This is a genomic window from Mycobacterium sp. 852002-51057_SCH5723018 (assembly GCF_001667035.1).
Taxonomy (GTDB): Bacteria; Actinomycetota; Actinomycetes; order Mycobacteriales; family Mycobacteriaceae; genus Mycobacterium.
Genome location: NZ_LZIR01000004.1, coordinates 54,753 through 71,719, shown reverse-complemented (window position 1 = coordinate 71,719; position 16,967 = coordinate 54,753). Strand labels below are relative to the sequence as shown.

General features: G+C 67.8%; 16 protein-coding genes. 4 read left to right on the top strand and 12 right to left on the bottom strand.

Going from position 1 to position 16,967, the window contains the following annotated elements:
- Position 1: 1 nt before the first annotated feature.
- The 9 genes from A5764_RS00950 to A5764_RS00910 all read right to left on the bottom strand — a co-directional run bounded on the left by A5764_RS00950 (position 2) and on the right by A5764_RS00910 (position 8,918).
- Positions 2–1,165, bottom strand: coding sequence for a virulence factor Mce family protein (locus A5764_RS00950; protein WP_067107113.1), 1,164 nt, complete (start codon positions 1,163–1,165; stop codon positions 2–4).
- Positions 1,162–2,622, bottom strand: coding sequence for a virulence factor Mce family protein (locus A5764_RS00945; protein WP_067107110.1), 1,461 nt, complete (start codon positions 2,620–2,622; stop codon positions 1,162–1,164). The genes A5764_RS00950 and A5764_RS00945 overlap by 4 nt, the downstream gene beginning before the upstream one ends.
- Complete coding sequence (locus tag A5764_RS00940; protein ID WP_067107107.1) at positions 2,619–3,683, bottom strand: virulence factor Mce family protein; 1,065 nt, start codon at positions 3,681–3,683, stop codon at positions 2,619–2,621. Before A5764_RS00940 ends, A5764_RS00945 begins: the two co-directional genes overlap by 4 nt.
- Positions 3,673–4,725 carry an MCE family protein gene (locus tag A5764_RS00935; protein ID WP_067107104.1) on the bottom strand — a complete coding sequence of 351 codons (1,053 nt, stop codon included), beginning with the start codon at positions 4,723–4,725 and terminating at the stop codon, positions 3,673–3,675. Before A5764_RS00935 ends, A5764_RS00940 begins: the two co-directional genes overlap by 11 nt.
- Positions 4,725–5,927 carry an MCE family protein gene (locus A5764_RS00930; protein ID WP_067107101.1) on the bottom strand — a complete coding sequence of 401 codons (1,203 nt, stop codon included), beginning with the start codon at positions 5,925–5,927 and terminating at the stop codon, positions 4,725–4,727. The genes A5764_RS00935 and A5764_RS00930 overlap by 1 nt, the downstream gene beginning before the upstream one ends.
- 18 nt (positions 5,928–5,945) lie before the next feature.
- A complete protein-coding gene (locus A5764_RS00925) occupies positions 5,946–6,788 on the bottom strand; it encodes an ABC transporter permease (protein WP_067107097.1) in 843 nt (280 codons plus the stop codon).
- 7 nt (positions 6,789–6,795) lie between these two features.
- Entirely contained in the window at positions 6,796–7,560 is a 765-nt protein-coding gene (locus A5764_RS00920) for an ABC transporter permease (protein ID WP_067107094.1), read from the bottom strand.
- A gap of 235 nt (positions 7,561–7,795) precedes the next feature.
- The gene (locus A5764_RS00915) at positions 7,796–8,713 is read right to left on the bottom strand and encodes a 3-oxoacyl-ACP reductase (protein ID WP_067107090.1); all 918 of its coding nucleotides are present in this window, start codon (positions 8,711–8,713) and stop codon (positions 7,796–7,798) included.
- A 13-nt stretch (positions 8,714–8,726) separates the two neighbouring features.
- Positions 8,727–8,918 (bottom strand): ferredoxin, encoded by a 192-nt coding sequence (locus A5764_RS00910; protein WP_067107572.1) that lies wholly within the window; start codon positions 8,916–8,918, stop codon positions 8,727–8,729.
- 214 nt (positions 8,919–9,132) lie between these two features.
- Between A5764_RS00910 and A5764_RS00905 the strand changes: the two genes are divergently transcribed.
- The 4 genes from A5764_RS00905 to A5764_RS00890 are packed head-to-tail and all read left to right on the top strand — an operon-like array spanning position 9,133 to position 13,673.
- Complete coding sequence (locus A5764_RS00905) at positions 9,133–10,314, top strand: acyl-CoA dehydrogenase (RefSeq protein ID WP_067107088.1); 1,182 nt, start codon at positions 9,133–9,135, stop codon at positions 10,312–10,314.
- Positions 10,315–10,340: 26 nt separating this feature from the next.
- Positions 10,341–11,447 carry an acyl-CoA dehydrogenase family protein gene (locus A5764_RS00900; RefSeq protein ID WP_067107085.1) on the top strand — a complete coding sequence of 369 codons (1,107 nt, stop codon included), beginning with the start codon at positions 10,341–10,343 and terminating at the stop codon, positions 11,445–11,447.
- A 13-nt stretch (positions 11,448–11,460) separates the two neighbouring features.
- Positions 11,461–12,984: a long-chain-fatty-acid--CoA ligase FadD17 gene (gene fadD17, locus A5764_RS00895; protein ID WP_067107083.1), complete on the top strand. Its 1,524-nt coding sequence runs from the start codon at positions 11,461–11,463 to the stop codon at positions 12,982–12,984.
- On the top strand, positions 12,966–13,673 hold the full coding sequence (locus A5764_RS00890; RefSeq protein WP_067107080.1) for a hypothetical protein: 708 nt from the start codon (positions 12,966–12,968) through the stop codon (positions 13,671–13,673). The genes fadD17 and A5764_RS00890 overlap by 19 nt, the downstream gene beginning before the upstream one ends.
- Here the strand turns inward: A5764_RS00890 and A5764_RS00885 are convergent.
- The 3 genes from A5764_RS00885 to A5764_RS00875 all read right to left on the bottom strand — a co-directional run bounded on the left by A5764_RS00885 (position 13,659) and on the right by A5764_RS00875 (position 16,963).
- A complete protein-coding gene (locus A5764_RS00885) occupies positions 13,659–15,209 on the bottom strand; it encodes an acetolactate synthase large subunit (protein ID WP_067107079.1) in 1,551 nt (516 codons plus the stop codon). The two genes, A5764_RS00890 and A5764_RS00885, sit on opposite strands and share 15 nt — an antisense overlap.
- Positions 15,206–16,030 (bottom strand): amidohydrolase family protein, encoded by an 825-nt coding sequence (locus A5764_RS00880; RefSeq protein ID WP_067107075.1) that lies wholly within the window; start codon positions 16,028–16,030, stop codon positions 15,206–15,208. The genes A5764_RS00885 and A5764_RS00880 overlap by 4 nt, the downstream gene beginning before the upstream one ends.
- A gap of 165 nt (positions 16,031–16,195) precedes the next feature.
- Entirely contained in the window at positions 16,196–16,963 is a 768-nt protein-coding gene (locus A5764_RS00875) for a fructosamine kinase family protein (protein WP_067107071.1), read from the bottom strand.
- Between the last annotated feature and the right edge of the window lie 4 nt (positions 16,964–16,967).

The window sequence follows — 16,967 nt, the reverse complement described above, 5'->3', positions numbered from 1 at the left end:
CCTAGTGCCCGTCAGAACCCGAAGCCGTGCCGGGCGGAATCTTGAACGGATCGGCCGCCTGACCGGACAGGTTGGCCAGCTCGCCGGTCAAGAAGTCTGGCGCGTTGAGGATCTCGTTCATGTGGGCCATGTTCGGGTCGAAATACGCGGTGGTGAAGAACGTTTCGCCGATCCGGCGCAAGGTCAGGTCGAAGGTGGTGAACACGTTGAGGTAGTCACCGCGCACGGCCTGCTTGATGCCGAAGTTGGGGAACGGAAACGTCAGCAGCAGCTGCAGCGACGTGACGAAGTTCTTCCTGTTGTCGTTGAGCGCCTTGACGACCGAGTAGAGGCCCTTGAGGTCTTCGGCGAAGTCCACCTTGGTCTTCGCCAAGACATTGGAGGTGACCATTGCCAGCCTCTTGAGCGCGGCGAACGCGTCGACGATGTGGCCACGGTTCTTGTTGAGCACGCGGATCGCTTCAGGCAGGGTGTCCAGCGCCCGGCCCAGGTTGTCCTTGTCGCGGGCCAGCGTCGCGGAGAACCGGTTCAACCCGTCGACCGCATCGATGATGTCGTTGACCTGCCGGTTGAGTCCGGCCGTCAATTCCGCCAGCCTGGGGATCAGGTCGACGAACTGGTCTTGGCGGCCGGCGACGGCCTGGTACGTCTCGTCGGTGATCTCTTCCAGCGCGCCGAGATTGCCCTTGTTGACCACGACGCCAAGCGCCGAAAGCACCTCTTCGGTGGTGGGGTAGCGACCCGTGCGCGACTCCGGGATTTTCGACCCGTCGCTCAGCCTGCCGGTCGGCGGCTTGTCCTTGGGACGGACCAGGTCGATGTGCATCGAACCGAGCAACGACGTCTGCGCGACGGTCGCCGTCGAGTTGGCCGGCAACACCACGTTCTTGTCCAGCGCCAGTTTCACTGCGGCGTAGAAGGATCCGTCGGCGCGCTGCTCGGCAGAGATCCCGGCCACGCTGCCGACGGTGACGTCGTCAACCATGACCGGGGAGTTTTGCGGCAGCGTCGCCACGTCGGGCATCTCGACGGTGATCGAGTAGGCGCCGCCGCCATGCCCGGCGGTGCCCGGCATCGCCAGGGAGTTCAGCCCATTGAACTGACAACCGGCCAGCAGAGCGCTGCCCGCGGCTAACACGCCGCCGCGCAACCAGATTCGCCTCATTGGCCACCGCCCTGGTCCGCCGGCGGCGGCTCCGCGGGCGCCGGGAGGGGCGCCTGGCCGGGCGGCGGGCCCGGCAACGGACCGAATGCCGAGCCGGGAAGGGGCCCCGGCGCGGGACCGGGGCGCGCGCCGGGCGGCGTGGGACCCGGAGGGGATCCGGTCTGCGGTGCCGTCGGGACCAGCAGCGCCTGCAGGTCCGCAGGGTTCTGGGCCGGTGCCGGCGTGTGCGCGCCCTGGGCCGGTAGCCAGGTCAACTGCGGGACCGGGGTCGCCGCCTTGGCCTGGGTTTCCGGGGTGTCGTAGATGATCTGGCCCTTGTAGGCGGTGATCGTGTTGAGCGGGTGGAACATCACCGGCGGGTAGTTCACCGCGAGCCGGCGCAGCACCGGGCCCAGCCGCTCCCGACACAGCTCGGCGCGCTTGAAGTAGTCGGGCGCCCTTGGGCCGCCGGCGGTCTCGAAGGAGCCACCGCAGATGAATTGCACCGGGTTGGCGAACTCGGGTATGGACAGCAGGCCGTTCAGCGTGCCCTGCGCCGGGTCGTAGATGTTGTAGAAGTTGGCGATGCCGGGGCCGGCGACGTGCAGCACCTGCTCGATGTTGTCGCTCTGGTCGCTCAGCGTCTGGGTCAGGTCACTGAGCTTGTTGACCGTGTCGATCAGCGTCGAATTGTTTTCGTGCAGGAATCCCCGGATGTCCGAGAGCGCCTGGTTGAGCGTGCCCAGGGTGTTGTCGAGGTGGCGCGAGCTGTCGGCGAGGACCTGCGACACCGACGCGACGTTCCCGGCGAACTGCACGATCTGTTCGTTACTCGCCGACAGCGCGTTGACCAGCACCTGCAGGTTCTTCACCGTGGTGAAGATGTCGCTGCGCGAATCCCCCAGCCGCCCGGCGACCTGGGAGAGCTCGCGCAGCGCGTTGTGGAAGGACTGCCCGTTGCCGTCGAGCGTGTCGGCGGCCTGGTTGATCGCCGCGCCCAGCGGTCCCTGCATCGACCCGGTCGTCGGGCCCAGCTGGACGGCCAGCTGGGTCAGCGCCTCCTTCACCTCGTCCCATTCCACGGGGACCGCGGTGCGGGCCAAATCGATGCTTCCGCCGTCCGGTAGCACGGCGCCGCCGGTGTAGACCGGCGTGAGCTGAATGAACCGCGCCGACACCAGGTTTGGCGAGACGATGACGGCTCGCGCGTCCTTCGGGATCTTCAGGTCCTTGGGCACCGACATGATGATCTTGACGTCGGAGGGCCGCGGTTGGATCGTCTCGACCTGGCCGAGCGGCACACCGAGCACGCGGACCTGATCGCCGGGGTAAAGCCCGACGGCGGACGTGAAGTATCCGACGAGGATGCGCTTGTTGCCTTGGTTGTTGGCCACATACACGCCGCCGATCAGCACCACGATCAGCGCGATGATGATGGTGTAGCGCAGCGCCCTGCTGCCGGCAATTCGCTGCGTCATGGCGACTTCGGCCTGATTATCCAGCGTTCCTGGATCAACCCGCGCAGGTAGTCGGCCAGGCTGGCCGGCAGCTTGCCGGGCTGATAGAAGAAGTCGAACACCATCGCGACCATGGGCGCCGGCAATACGGAGAAGACGTTGACGTTGAACCCGGGCCCGGAACCGACCACCTCGCCCAACGAGGTCGCGTAGGCGGGCAGCCGCTTGAGGGCCTCAGTGATGTAGTCGCGGCGCTCGTTGAGGGTGTCCAGCACCGAGTTGAGCTTGCCCAGGGACGGGCCGAACTCCTTGCGGTTGTCGGCGACGAAGCCGGAGATCTGTTGTGAGAGAGGGGCGATGCCCGCGATCAGCTGACCGATCGCGGCACGCCGCTCGTCGAGCGCGGCGAACAACTCGTTGCCGTCGTCGACCAGCTTGTTGACCTGTTCGGCGCGCTGCGACAACACCCCCGTCACCGACTTGGCATGCGCCAGAAGGCCTTGCAGCGCCTCGTCACGACGGTTCAGCGTGCGGGACAGCGACGTCACCCCGTCCAGTGCTCCGCGCAGCTCCGGGGTGGCATCGCGCAGCGTGTCGGAAAGCACGTTCAGCGCCTGCTCGAACTGCGGCTTGTTGAGATTGTTGGCGTTATTTCCGAGGTCCTCGAGCGCCCCGGCCAGGGTGTATGGCGTGGTGGTCCGGCTCAACGGGATGGTGGTCGCCCTGCCGCTGCCCGCCGGGGTCACCGCGATGGAGCGTTCACCGAGGATGGTGTCGGTGCGGATCGAGGCCAGCGACTGGTCGCCGACGGTGACGTGCCGGTCGACGCTGAAGGTCACCTTGGCACTGTCTCCGGCCAGCCCGACGGACTGCACCTTGCCGACCTTGAAACCCGATACGTAGACGGCATTCCCGGGGTTGATGCCACCGGCATCGCTGAAGTACGCGTCATACGTCTTACCCTGCGGCCAAAACGGCAACCCGGCGTACCCGAACGCGACCAGCATGACGCAGACCACCAGCACGACGCCGAAGATGCCGGTGCGCAGCGGGTCGCGTTCACGCCGTGCGTCACTTGGCAAAAGAGCACCTCCCCTTGCTGGGGTCCACTTGGCCACCGAACGGTATCAGGATGTCGCTGCCGGCCGGCCCGTTGATCTTGATCGTCACCGAGCAGAAGTAGATGTTGAAGAACGACCCGTAGGCGCCCAGTGCGGACAGCCGCAGGTAGTCCTCGCCGAGTTGCTCGACGTCGTTGGCCACCTCGGCCTTGCGGTTGTCCAGCTCGGTGGCCAGCGGCCGGGTGTTTTCCAAAATGCCCTGCAACGGCCGGCGCGAATTCTTCAGCAGTTCAGTCAGATCCGTCGTCGTCGACGCCAACGGTGGGATCGCGCCGGCGATCACATCCTTGTTGTTGGCCAGCCCGGTGATCAACTGCTGCAGTTGGTCGACGCTGGCCGAGAACTGCGCGCTCTTCTGGTCGACGGTGCCCAGCACCGTGTTGAGGTTGGTGATCACGTCTCCGATGAGCTGGTCGCGCTGGCCCAGCGCCGAGGAGAACGCACTGGTGTCGGCCAGCACGTTCGACAACGCCCCGCCCTGGCCCTGCAGCAACTGGATGACGGCGCTGCTGATGGTGTTGACCTTGTCGGCGTCGAGGCCCTTGACCAGAGGCTTCAGTCCGCCCAGCAGCGCATCGAGATCCAGCGCGGGCTGGGTGTGTTCGGAGTTGATGGTGCCGCCCGCCGGTAGCTTACGCAGCTCCCCCGGACCCGACGTGATCTCCAAAAAGCGGTCGCCGACGAGGTTTTCGTAGCGGATGACCGCGCGCGTCGACGAATACAGCTGGTAGCGGCGATCGACCCCGAACTTCACATCAATGGTGTTGTTCGGGTTGAGCTTTATGCCCGACACCGCACCGACCGGCACGCCCGCGATGCGGACCTTTTGGCCGGCCTTCAGCCGCGAAACGTTGGTAAACGTTGCGTGGTAGGTATTTTCGGCGCCGAACCGGAAGTCGCCGAACACGACGACCAGGGCCGCGGCCACCAGCAGCATGGCGACAGTGAAGACGCTGACCTTGATCACCATCGACCGGTGCGACGGCATTCCCGCGGCCGCCATCAGAAATCGTCCCGTTCCGCGAAGGCGCCGTGGAACAGGAACTGCAGCGTCGAGGGCGCGTCGAACTGCAGCTCGGTGAACGGCTCATACGGGAGGTAGGCGTTGTCGGTGACCAGGAACGGCGCCCGGTAGAACGACCCGCCGGTCTGCTTGGTCGGGATGTCGGGCAGCCCACGGCAATTCGGGCCGCCGGAGGCGTTGACGATCGGCAGCGACTCCGGGTAAGTGTACGACGGCGCGCCCAGCACGAAGCTCGACGATGTGAACAGGCCCGCTTTGCGGACACCGATCAGCGGGGCGAACTCCTTGATGCCGCGGTCGATCCCGCCGAATAGGCAGCCGAATTCCGGCGAATAGTCGTGGGCCACCTTGATCGGGGCCCGCAGCCGGTTGATGGCGTCGATGAGGTTCTGCTCGGCCGGCTCCAATGTCTCATAGGCGTTGTTGGCCAGGCCGATCGTGGCCAGCAGCGTGTCGTTGAGGTTGCGCTGCTGGTCGACGACCGTCTTGTTGATCGTCGGCAGGTTGTCGATGACGGTGGTCAGGTCGGGGGCGGCGTCGGCGTAGGTGTTGGTGACAATCCCCGCCTTGCGGAAGTCCTCCTGCAGGGCGGGCAGCTTCGGATTGGACTGCCGGGTCAGCGTATTCAGGCCCGACAGCAGCGAACCGAAGTCGTCGCCGTGGCCGCGCAGGCCCTCGGCGAGCGCGCTCAGCGTCCCGTTCAATTCGACCGGGTCGACCTTGTGCAGCAGGTCGATGAGCGACTGGAACAAGGTGTTGACTTCCAGGGCCACCGCGGAGGCCTCCACGTGCGCGTCGGGGCGCAGCGACGTCGGCGAAGGCGTCTGGGGCGGAATGAATTCCACCGACTTTGCGCCGAAGATGGTGTTGCCCGCGATGTGCACCGTCGCGTTGGAGGGAACGTAATGCATCTGGTCGCTGTTGATGGACAGCTTCAGGCGCGCCTGGTCACCCGCATAGCTGATGTCGTCGACCTTGCCGATCTGAATGCCGCGGTACTTGACCTTGGCACCCTTGTCCATCACCAGCCCGGCCCGCGGCGACGAAACGGTGACGGTGTCGGTGGAAGCGAAAGCCGCTGTGTATGAAAGGTATGTCAGCACGGCGAAGGCCACGATCAAGCTGGCCAGCAGCGCCGCTGCCAGCCGGACCGATGTGCGTCGCGATCCCGTGTCTGCCATGTTTCGTCAGGGGTCCCCTTATCCGGAGAGGTTGAAGTTACCGGACGCGCCGTATACCGCCAGCGAGATGAACAACGTGATGACGACCACCACGATCAGCGATGTCCGCACGGCCTGGCCGACGGCGATGCCGACGCCGATCGGGCCGCCGCTGGCGTTGTAGCCGTAATAGGTATGGACGAGCATCACCGCGATTGACATCACGATGGCCTGCAGGAAAGACCACAGGAGGTCGGTGGGTATGAGGAAGGTATTGAAGTAGTGGTCGTAGAGGCCCTTGGACTGCCCGTTGATGTAGACGGTGGTGAAGCGGGCGGCGAAGAACGCGGCGAGCACCGACAGCGAGTACAGCGGGACGATCGCGACCAGGCCTGCGATCAGCCTGGTCGACACCAGGTAGGACACCGAGTGGACCGCCATGCACTCGACGGCGTCGATCTCTTCGGACACCCGCATGGCGCCCAGTTGGGCGGTGGCGCCGGCACCGATGGTGGCGGCCAACGCGATTCCCGCGATCACCGGCGCGACGACGCGCACGTTCAAAAACGCCGACAGGAAGCCGGTCAGCGCCTCGATGCCGATGTTGCCCAGCGACGAGTACCCCTGAACGGCGATGACTCCCCCGGATGCCAAGGTGAGAAACGCCGCGACCCCGACCGTGCCGCCGATCATGACGAGCGCCCCTGCGCCCATGGTCATCTCGGCGATGTTGCGGATGGTCTCCTTGCGGTAGCGGGTGATCGCGTTGGGGATGTAGCGCAGGGCTTCGCCGTAAAACAGCGCCTGCTCGCCGAAGTCGTCGACCGGCCCCTGCAGCCTGGCCGCGAGGTTGCGCAGCCGGTAACTGACGTCGTAGCTCATGGCACGCTCACTTGGCCGTAATCCGGACGCCGATGGCGGTCATCACCACGTTGATGACGAACAGGCAGATGAACGCGTAGACGACGGTTTCGTTGACCGCGTTGCCGACGCCCTTGGGGCCGCCCTTGACCGTCAGACCGCGGTAGCAGCCGACCAGCCCGGCCATGATGCCGAACAGCAGCGCCTTGGCCTCGGCGAGGACCAGCTCGCGCAGCCCGGTGAGCACGGTCAGGCCGTTGATGAACGCGCCCGGGTTGACACCCTGCAGGAACACGGAGAACACGTAGCCGCCAGACAGGCCGATGGCGCACACCAAGCCGTTGAGCAGCAGCGCCACCACCGTGGACGCTAAAACCCGCGGCACGACCAGCCGTTGGATCGGGTCGATGCCCAGCACGCGCATCGCGTCGATCTCCTCACGGATGGTGCGGGCGCCGAGGTCGGCGCAGATCGCGGTGGCGCCCGCGCCGGCCACCACGAGCACGGTCACCACCGGGCCCAGCTGGGTGATGGTGCCGAATGCCGTCCCGGCGCCGGACAGGTCGGCCGCGCCGATTTCGCGCAAGAGGATGTTGAGGGTGAACGCGACCAGCACCGTAAACGGGATGGACACCAGCAGCGTCGGAACCAGTGAGACGCGGGCGATCATCCAGGTCTGTTCCAGGAACTCCCCGAACTGAAACGGCCGTCGAAAACTCGCACGGCCGGTATCGATCATCATTTCGAAGAACCCGCCTACAGCACGGGCGGGAACCGCCAGTTGTTGTCTCAACGTGGCACCCCTCAGCTGCTCGCGGCGAAGCCTATGTGTCGCCTTCGCGTTGTCTTCGGTCGCATGCGGCTCGGTGCGAGCCGGATCATATTAACCCAGAAGAAGTTCACGGTGTCAATGAACAGCATTTCGCTGTCAGAACCGTTAATTTGTCCAGGTCAGACCGTTTCTTTCGTTATCAATCTGACACATGTTCTACTTGCCTATTCTCCCCCCGGAAAGCGGCCTTATATCGTTATTCCCCCATCAGTCCGACCGCGGAAAAGTTCCGCTCCGGATCTCGGCCAGCAAAGTATTCCTGCAGCGCGCCGCTGAGTTCGGCGGGCTCCCAAGCCCCCCCGTCGGTGCGGAATCGGTGCTCGGCGGTCGGTGCGGCCACCAGTGTTACCTGGGGACCGTAAACGATGAACACCTGACCGTTGACTTCTGCGGCGGCCGGCGATGACAAAAACTTGACCAGGCTCACCACGTGCTCCGGCGACAGCGGGTCGATGCCGCCTTCTTCTATATTGGGCACCGCGCCGAACACATCGGCCGTCATGGCGGTGCGCGCCCGCGGGCAGATCGCGTTCGCGCACACGCCGTAACGACCCAGCGCCCGCGCGGCCGACAAGGTGAGGGCGATGATGCCCGCCTTGGCCGCGCCGTAGTTCGCCTGCCCCACCGGGCCCACCAGCCCCGCCTCCGAGGAGGTGTTGACGAGGCGGCCGAAGATCTTCGCGTCGGCGGCCTTTTTGGCTTTGCCGCGCCAGTAGGTGGCCGCGTTGCGGGTGAGCAGGAAATGGCCGCGCAGGTGCACGGCGATGACCTGGTCCCATTCCTCGTCGGACATGTTGAACAGCATGCGGTCACGGGTGATCCCGGCGTTGTTGACGACGATGTCCAGGCCGCCCAGGCCGTCGGCCGTGGCGACCAGCTCGTCGGCGGTCGCCCGCTGGCTGATGTCACCGGTGACGGCGATTGCCTTCGAACCAGAGCTGCTGATCTCGTCGATGACGTCGGAGGCGTCCAGCGCCGCAGCGATGTCGTTGACCACGACGGTGGCGCCGAGCCGGGCCAGGCCGAGCGCCTCGGCGCGGCCCAATCCCGCGGCCGCGCCGGTGACCACCGCGACCTTTCCGGACAGATCGGTCGCGTTTGTGCTGCTAGTCAATTTATGAATACCTCTAGTCTTCGCGCAGCAGCGCGGCGCGCGGGCACTCCGCGATCGCCTGTTCGGCCAGCTGTTCCCGGTCGGAGGGAATCGGATCGGTCTTCACGACGGCGTAGTCCTCATCGTCCAGGTCGAAGATGTCCGGTGCGATTCCCAAGCACACCGCGTTACCTTCGCACCGGTCACGATCCACGATCACCCGCACGACACCCTCCTCGAGCCTGGCCTTCAATCTGAGCACGCGCCCTTTCGGTTTGTAGCTACACCATAGGGCCCTCGCGCGTCAGGGCAAACGGTCGCTGGATTCCAAGACTAGAACGTGTTACAACCGGGGAGGCGAACGGGTTGCCGTTGGTCGCGCTCGGGCTTTGTGACGGGCCGTGACGTGGCTTGTGATCGAGACAGAAGGACGGCTTGCAATGCGCATCAGTTACACCCCTGAACAGGAGGAGCTGCGTCGCGAGCTGCGGTCGTACTTCACCACGCTCATGACGCCGGAGCGCCGCGAGGCGCTGAGCTCGATCGGCGGCGAATTCGGCGTCGGCAACGTCTACCGCGAGACCGTCGCGCAGATGGGCAAGGACGGGTGGCTCACCCTGAGCTGGCCCAAGGAGTACGGCGGCCAGGACCGCTCCCCCATGGATTCGCTGATCTTCACCGACGAGGCGGCCATCGCCGGGGCGCCGGTGCCGTTCCTGACGATCAACAGCGTGGCGCCGACGATCATGGCGTACGGCACCGACGAGCAGAAGAAGTTCTTCCTGCCCAAGATCGCGGCCGGCGACCTGCACTTCTCCATCGGCTACTCCGAGCCGGGCGCCGGCACCGACCTGGCCAACCTGCGCACCACCGCAGTTCGCGACGGCGACGACTATGTGATCAACGGCCAGAAGATGTGGACCAGCCTGATCGCCTACGCCGACTACGTGTGGCTGGCGGTGCGCACCAACACCGAGGTCAAGAAGCACCGCGGCATCTCGGTGCTGATCGTGCCGACGACCGCCGAGGGTTTCTCCTGGACGCCGGTGCACACCATGGCCGGCCCCGACACCAGCGCCACCTATTACTCCGACGTGCGGGTGCCGGTGACCAATCGGGTGGGCGAGGAGAACGGCGGGTGGAAGCTGGTGACCAACCAGCTCAACCACGAGCGCGTCGCCCTGGTGTCCTCCGCGCCGATCATTGTGGCCCTGCGTGAGGTCCGCGAGTGGGCGCAGAACACCAAGGATCCCAGCGGCGCCCGGCTCATCGACTCCGAGTGGGTGCAGCTCAACCTCGCCCGCGTGCACGCCAAGGCCGAGGTGCTCAAGCTGATCAACTGGGAGCTGGCGTCCTCGCACAGCGACTCCCTGGGGCCGGCCGACGCGTCGGCGGCCAAGGTGTTCGGCACCGAACTGGCCACCGAGGCCTACCGCCTGTTGATGGAGGTGCTGGGCACGGCGGCGACGGTGCGCCAGGATTCGCCGGGCGCGTTGCTGCGCGGCCGGGTCGAGCGAATGCACCGGGCCTGCCTGATCCTGACCTTCGGCGGCGGCACCAACGAGGTGCAGCGCGACATCATCGGGATGGTGGCGCTGGGGCTGCCCCGAGCCAACCGCTGACCTTCTTTCACTAAGGACTGACTTTCATGGACTTCACCACAACCGAAGCCGCGCACGACCTCGGGGGTTTGGTCGACACCATCGTCGACGCGGTGTGCACGCCCGAGCACCAGCGCGAGCTGGCCGGCCTCGAGCAACGATTCGACCGCCAGCTATGGGGCAAGCTCGTCGAGGCCGACATCTTGACCAGCGCGGCGCCGTCGGCCCTGGGTGGCGACGGCTTCGGCGTCCTCGAGCAGGTGGCCATCCTGGTGGCGCTGGGCCACCAGCTGGCCGCGGTGCCGTACCTGGAATCGGTGATGCTGGGCGCCGGGGCGCTGGCCCGGTTCGGTTCCGAGGAACTGCAGCAGGGCTGGGGCGCGCCGGCGATCCGGGGCGAGAAAATCCTCACCGTCGCGCTCGACGGCGAAATGGGTGAGGGGCCGGTGCAGGCCGTCAAGGGCGGCCAGGGTTACCGGCTGACCGGCACCCGCACCCAGGTCGGCTTCGCGCCGGTGGCTGACGCATTCCTGGTTCCGGCCGAAACCGATTCCGGCGCAGCGGTTTTCCTGGTTGCTGCTGCTGATCCAGGTGTCGCGGTGACCGCGATGGAGACGACCGGGTTGGGCAGCGTCGGGCACCTGACGCTGGATGGCGTTGCGGTGGATTCGGGGCGCCGGGTCGGCGACGGCACTGACGGCATCGTGGCCGCGTGGCTCGAGACCCTGGCCGCATTGGGCCGCAGCGCCTTTCAGCTCGGGGTGCTCGAGCGGGGACTGCAGCTGACCGCCGAATACGCGCGCGAGCGTGAGCAGTTCGACCGCCCGATCGGCAGCTTCCAGGCGGTGGCGCAGCGACTGGCCGACGGCTACATCGACGTCAAGGCGCTGCGGCTCACGCTGACCCAGGCGGCCTGGCGCGTGTCGGAGGACATCCCCGCCGAGATCGACGTGGCCAGCGCGGCGTTCTGGGCCGCCGACGCCGGGCATCGAGTGGCGCACACCGTCGTGCACGTGCACGGCGGTGTCGGCGTCGACACCGATCACCCGGTGCATCGTTACTTCCTGGCCGCCAAGGAAATCGAGTTCGCGCTACGCGGCGCCACCGGGCAGCTGCGCCGGATCGGCCGTGAACTGGCGGAAACCCCGGCCTAGTTTTCGCGGGCCCTTGAACGCGCCATTTAACCTCCCGCCCGACCCGACGGTCACCAAACTGCTGGTGCCACTGGCCGAGATCGACGACCGAGGCGTCTTTTTCGAAGACTCATTCACCAGCTGGCGGGATCACCTCCGGCATGGCGCGGCCATTGCGGCCGCGCTGCGCGAGCGCCTCGACCCCGCGAAACCGCCGCACGTCGGGGTGCTACTGGAGAACACCCCCTTCTTTTCGGCGATGCTGGTGGCGGCGGGAATGTCCGGAATCGTTCCGGTGGGCCTCAACCCGGTGCGCCGCGGCGATGCGCTGGCCCGCGACATCGCCCACGCCGACTGCCAAATGGTACTGGCCGACGCGAATTCGGCTGGCTCCCTTGGCGATATCTCGCATGTGAACGTCGATTCGCCCGAGTGGGCTTGCCAGGTGGCGGCGCATGGCGACGCCTCGCTGTCTTTCCAGCCGGCGTCAGCTTCCGATTTGTTCATGCTGATCTTCACGTCGGGCACCAGCGGTGAGCCCAAGGCGGTGAAGTGCAGCCACGGCAAGGTGGCGATCGCCGGCCTCACGATGGGGCAGCGATTCGACCTGGGCCCATCCGATGTGTGTTATGTGTCGATGCCGCTTTTTCATTCCAACGCGGTGCTGGTCGGCTGGGCAGTGGCGGCGGCGTGCCAGGGCTCGATGGCGTTGCGGCGCAAGTTTTCCGCGTCGGGCTTTCTTGTCGACGTGCGCCGTTACGGCGCCACCTACGCCAACTACGTCGGCAAGCCGCTGTCGTATGTGCTCGCCACGCCCGAGCGGCCCGACGACGCCGACAACCCACTGCGCGCGGTGTACGGCAACGAGGGCATCCCCGACGACATCGAGCGCTTCGGCCGCAGGTTCGGCTGTGTGGTCCAGGACGGGTTCGGCTCGACGGAGGGCGGGGTGGCGATCGCCCGCACCCCCGACACCCCGGCGGGCGCGCTGGGGCCGCTGCCCGAGGGGGTCGAGATCGTCGACCCCGACACCGGCGAACCCTGCCCGGTGGGGGTGGTCGGCGAGATAGTGAACACCGCCGGGCCGGGCCGGTTCGAGGGCTACTACAACGACGCCGCCGCCGAGGCGGAGCGGATGGCCGGCGGCGTCTACCACAGCGGCGACCTGGCCTATCGCGATTCGGCCGGTTACGCGTATTTCGCTGGACGCCTTGGCGATTGGATGCGGGTCGACGGCGAGAACCTGGGCGCGGCCCCGATCGAGCGGGTGCTGCTGCGCTACCCCGACGCCGCCGAGGTGGCGGTGTACGCGGTGCCCGACCCGGTCGTCGGCGACCAGGTGATGGCCGCGCTGGTGCCGGCGCCGGGTGCGCAGTTCGATCCCGAGAAGTTCCGGGCCTTCCTGGCCGAGCAGCCCGACCTGGGGCCCAAGCAGTGGCCGTCGTACGTCCGGATCAGCGCGGAGCTGCCGCGGACGGTGACCTTCAAGGTGCTCAAGCGCCAGTTGTCGGCGCAGGGTGTCGACTGCGAAGATCCGGTGTGGCCAATTCGCCGGTAGCAGAAAGCTTCGAGGAGCTGGCGGCCGTCGCTGCGGCGGGCGCGACCGTCGGCATCGCGATCGCCCACCCGGAGGGGGCCCAACCGCTGTCGCTGGGCCGCTGGTCGTCCGGCGTCGCGTGGTCGACGATCAAGGTGCCGTTGGCGATAGCGGCGTTGCGCCGCGATCCGGCGCGGGCCGAGGGGCTGGTCGTCAAAGCCATCACCTCGTCGGACAACCACGCGTCGGAGCGCCTGTGGTCTCTGTTGGGCTCGCCTGTAGAAGCCGCCCGGCAGGTGCAGGCCGTCGTCGAGGCATGCGGCGACGCCGACACCGTGGTCGAATCGCGACGACTTCGCCGGGGCTACACCGCATTCGGTCAGACGCAATGGCCGCTGGGCCGGCAGGCCCGCTTCGCCGCGAGGCTACCGTTGCTCGACGATGCGGCCACCGTCATCTCGCTGATGCGCGACCTCACCCGCGTCCAGCGCTGGGGCCTGGCCGCCAAAGGCTTTGCCGCCAAGGGCGGTTGGGGACCGGGCGTGCGCGGTGACTACCTGGTCCGGCAGTTCGGCGTGGTGCCAGCGGTGTCCGGGCAGGTGGGGGTGGCGCTGGCGGCGCAAGCGCACGCGTTCGAGAGCGGGGTGGAAGTGCTCAACGCGGTGACGGACTGGCTCGTCGCGCACCTTCCAGAGCTAACCGAGCAGTGACGGCACCACCGCGTCGATCAGGTGCGGGCCCGGCTCGGCAAAGGCCGCGCGCAGGGCGTCGGCGAACTCCTCCGCGGTGCTGGCGCGCCGCGCGGGAACGCCCATCCCCTCGGCGATCTTGACGAAATCCATTGTCGGACACGATAAGTCGAGCAGATCCTGGGCCTTGGGGCCGGGGGCGGACCCGGCGCCGACGCGTTGCAGCTCGACCCGCAAGATGTCGTAGGCGCTGTTGTCGTAGATCACGGTGGTGACGTCGAGGTTCTCGCGCGCCTGCGTCCACAACCCCGAAATGGTGTACATCGCCGACCCGTCGGATTCCAGGCACAGCACCGGACGATCGGGGGCGGCCACCGCGGCGCCCACCGCGGCGGGGATGCCGTAGCCGATCGCGCCGCCGGTCAGCGTCAACCAGTCGTGGGCCGGCGCACCGGCGGTGGCCGGCGGCAGCAGCAACCCGGACGTGTTCGCCTCGTCGACGACGATCGCCCGCTCGGGCAGCAGCGCCCCGATCACGTCGGCCGCCGACGCGGACGTCAACGCACCGGCCGGCAGCTGCGGGCGCGACGCGGCCGCCACCGGCGCGACCGTGCCGGGCGCCAGTTCGTCGGCCAACGCCTTCAAAGCCGCTGCGGCGCCGTGGTTTCCGGCGAGCGAGTGCACCTCGCAGCCCGCCGGCGCCAGGTCGCTGGGCATGCCCGGGTAGGCGAAGAAGGACACCGGCGACTTGGCGCCCGCGAGCACCAGGTGCTTGGCGCCGTCGAGCTGGGCCGTGGCGGCCTCGGCGAAGTAGGCGAGCCGCTCGACGGCGGGGACGCCGGCGCCGCGCTCGAGGCGCGTCGGGAACGTCTCGCACAGCACCCGGACGCCCGTGGCCTCGGCGATGCGCGCGGCGGCCGCCAGCCCGTCGCGCCGGGTGGCGTCGCCGCCGACCATCAGCACCGTCGGCTCCCCCGAGCGCAGCACCTCGAGCACCTCCGGCGCCAACAGCGGGTCGGCGCCCGCCGGTTGGGCTTGGGCCGTGGCGGCGGGTCGGGCCCCGTCCGACCAGGAAACGTCGGCGGGCAGGATGAGCGTCGAAATCTGCGAGCCGGCCCGGCCGGCGGCGATCGCCTCGGCGGTGTCGGCCGCGACGTCGGCGCTGTCTTGGGTGCGGCGCACCCATCCCGAGACGGTGCCCGCCAGCGCGTCGATGTCGGATTCCAGTGGGGCGTCGTACTTTTTGTGATAGGTGGCGTGGTCGCCGACGACGACGACCATCGGCACCTGGGCGCGCCGCGCGTTGTGCAGGTTGGCCAGGCCGTTACCCAGTCCCGGGCCCAGGTGCAGCAGCACCGCGGCCGGCCGATCGGCGATGCGGGCGTAGCCGTCGGCCGCGCCGGTGGCCACTCCTTCGAAAAGTGCCAGCACGCCACGCATTTGGGGAACGGTGTCCAGCGCGGCCACGAAGTGCATCTCCGACGTGCCGGGGTTGGCGAAGCACACGTCGACGCCGCCGTCGACGAGGGTGTTGATCAGGGCCTGAGCACCGTTCACCTGTTTGCCTCCAGTCCGAAGACACGCTCGGCGTTTCCGCGTAGGAAGTCGTGGCGGGCCTCGCCGCTGAGCCCGAGGTCGTCCAGCCCCGCCAGAGCGTGCGTGTGGGTGATCATCGGGTAGTTGGTGCCGAACAAGACTTTGCGTTGCCCGGTACCGGTTTTCATGAAGCGTATGAGCTCGTGCGGCAGTCGCTCGATCGTGTATGCGGAGGTATCGATGTAGACGTTCGGATGCTTGCGGGCGACCGCGACCATTTCCTCGGTCCACGGGTAGCCGACGTGCCCGCAGACGATCACCAGCTCGGGGAAGTCGAGGGCGACCTGGTCGATGTAGGGAATCGGGCGCCCGGTCTCCGATGGCCGCAGCGGGCCGGTGTGACCGACCTGGGTGCAGAACGGCACCCCGGATTCCACGCATTCGGCGAACAACGGGTAGTAGCGGCGGTCGGTGGGCGGCGCGTCCCAAAGCCACGGCACTACCCGCAGGCCCACGAAGCCGTCCTCGACCCTTTGTCGTAGCTCGCGGACCGCCGGCATCGGGCGATCGAGGTCGACCGCGGCCAGGCCGGCGAAGCGGTCCGGGTGCGCGCGGACCCATTCCGCGACCTCGTCGTTGGACACCAGGTCCTGGCCGCCCGGACCGCGCCACGCGCTGAGCAGTCCGAAGCCGACGCCGGCGGCGTCCATCGACCCGATGGTGACGTCGATCGGGATATCGGTGTCGGGGATCGACCCGCCGGTCCAGCGCCGCAGCGAGGCCAAAAAGTCGCTGCGCAGGAACCGTTGGGTCGGGTGTTGCATCCACACGTCGATGGTCATCGCAATCCGACACTAGCCCGGCGACGATGCGCGCCGCAGAGCGGCGCGAGGAGGAGACGGGCAATCCGACACCAGCCCGGCGACGATGCGCGCCGCAGAGCGGCGCGAGGAGGAGACGGGCAATCCGGCACCAGCCCGGCGACGATGCGCGCCGCAGAGCGGCGGTTAGGCGGACAGTGCTGCCCGGGCCGCGGCATCGGTCTGCCGGGCGTAGTCGCCGCCGAACAGCACCACGTGCGCCAGCAGCGGGAACAGCTGATGCAGCCCGATGCGGTTGCGCCAGCCGGGCTTCAGCGGTTGCACCCGCTGGTAGCCGGCAAGGATGGCGTCGTGATGCGGGCACCCGAACAGCGCGAGCATCGCCAGGTCGGTCTCGCGGTGACCGCCGTGCGCGGCCGGATCGATCAGCACCACCCCATCCGGCGTCCACATCACGTTGCCGCTCCAAAGGTCCCCGTGCAGCCGGGCGGGCGGGGCGTCGTCGTCGAAGTCACCCGCCCGGCAACGCGCCGCGACGGAGTCGATCGCGGCACGCGTCGACGCATCGAGCCGCCCCGCCGCGAGCTCGGCCATCGGGGCCAGCCGCTCTTCGGCGTAGAAATCGCCCCACCGGCGGTGGGGACGCAGTGACATCGGCAACGGCTGCGATAACGGCCCGAAGAACCCCGGCCCGCCCCACCCGTCGGGCCCCGCGCCGAACCCCGCGGCGCCCGCGCCGTGCGTGACGGCGAGTTGGCTGCCGAACGCTTGGGCGGCCTCGAGGCTGGGGCTCACCGAATCGAGCCGCCGGAGGGTCAAGCTCGTCGCGTCATACGAAACAACGTGCGCGCAGGGCACACCGCCGTCGACGCCGGCCAGCCAACCCAACCCCGCGGCTTCCCACGCGAAGAAGCCGGCGGGCGCGCCCGCGTGGTATTTGACGAAGTCGCTCACGCGG

What these genes read in the sequence shown, in the direction of transcription:
- A5764_RS00880 (WP_067107075.1), bottom strand. Translation starts at nt 16,030, where the DNA reads ATGACCATCGACGTGTGGATGCAACACCCGACCCAACGGTTCCTGCGC.
- A5764_RS00905 (WP_067107088.1), top strand. Translation starts at nt 9,133, where the DNA reads ATGCGCATCAGTTACACCCCTGAACAGGAGGAGCTGCGTCGCGAGCTG.
- A5764_RS00900 (WP_067107085.1), top strand. Translation starts at nt 10,341, where the DNA reads ATGGACTTCACCACAACCGAAGCCGCGCACGACCTCGGGGGTTTGGTC.
- A5764_RS00935 (WP_067107104.1), bottom strand. Translation starts at nt 4,725, where the DNA reads ATGGCGGCCGCGGGAATGCCGTCGCACCGGTCGATGGTGATCAAGGTC.
- A5764_RS00945 (WP_067107110.1), bottom strand. Translation starts at nt 2,622, where the DNA reads ATGACGCAGCGAATTGCCGGCAGCAGGGCGCTGCGCTACACCATCATC.
- A5764_RS00950 (WP_067107113.1), bottom strand. Translation starts at nt 1,165, where the DNA reads ATGAGGCGAATCTGGTTGCGCGGCGGCGTGTTAGCCGCGGGCAGCGCT.
- A5764_RS00925 (WP_067107097.1), bottom strand. Translation starts at nt 6,788, where the DNA reads ATGAGCTACGACGTCAGTTACCGGCTGCGCAACCTCGCGGCCAGGCTG.
- A5764_RS00930 (WP_067107101.1), bottom strand. Translation starts at nt 5,927, where the DNA reads ATGGCAGACACGGGATCGCGACGCACATCGGTCCGGCTGGCAGCGGCG.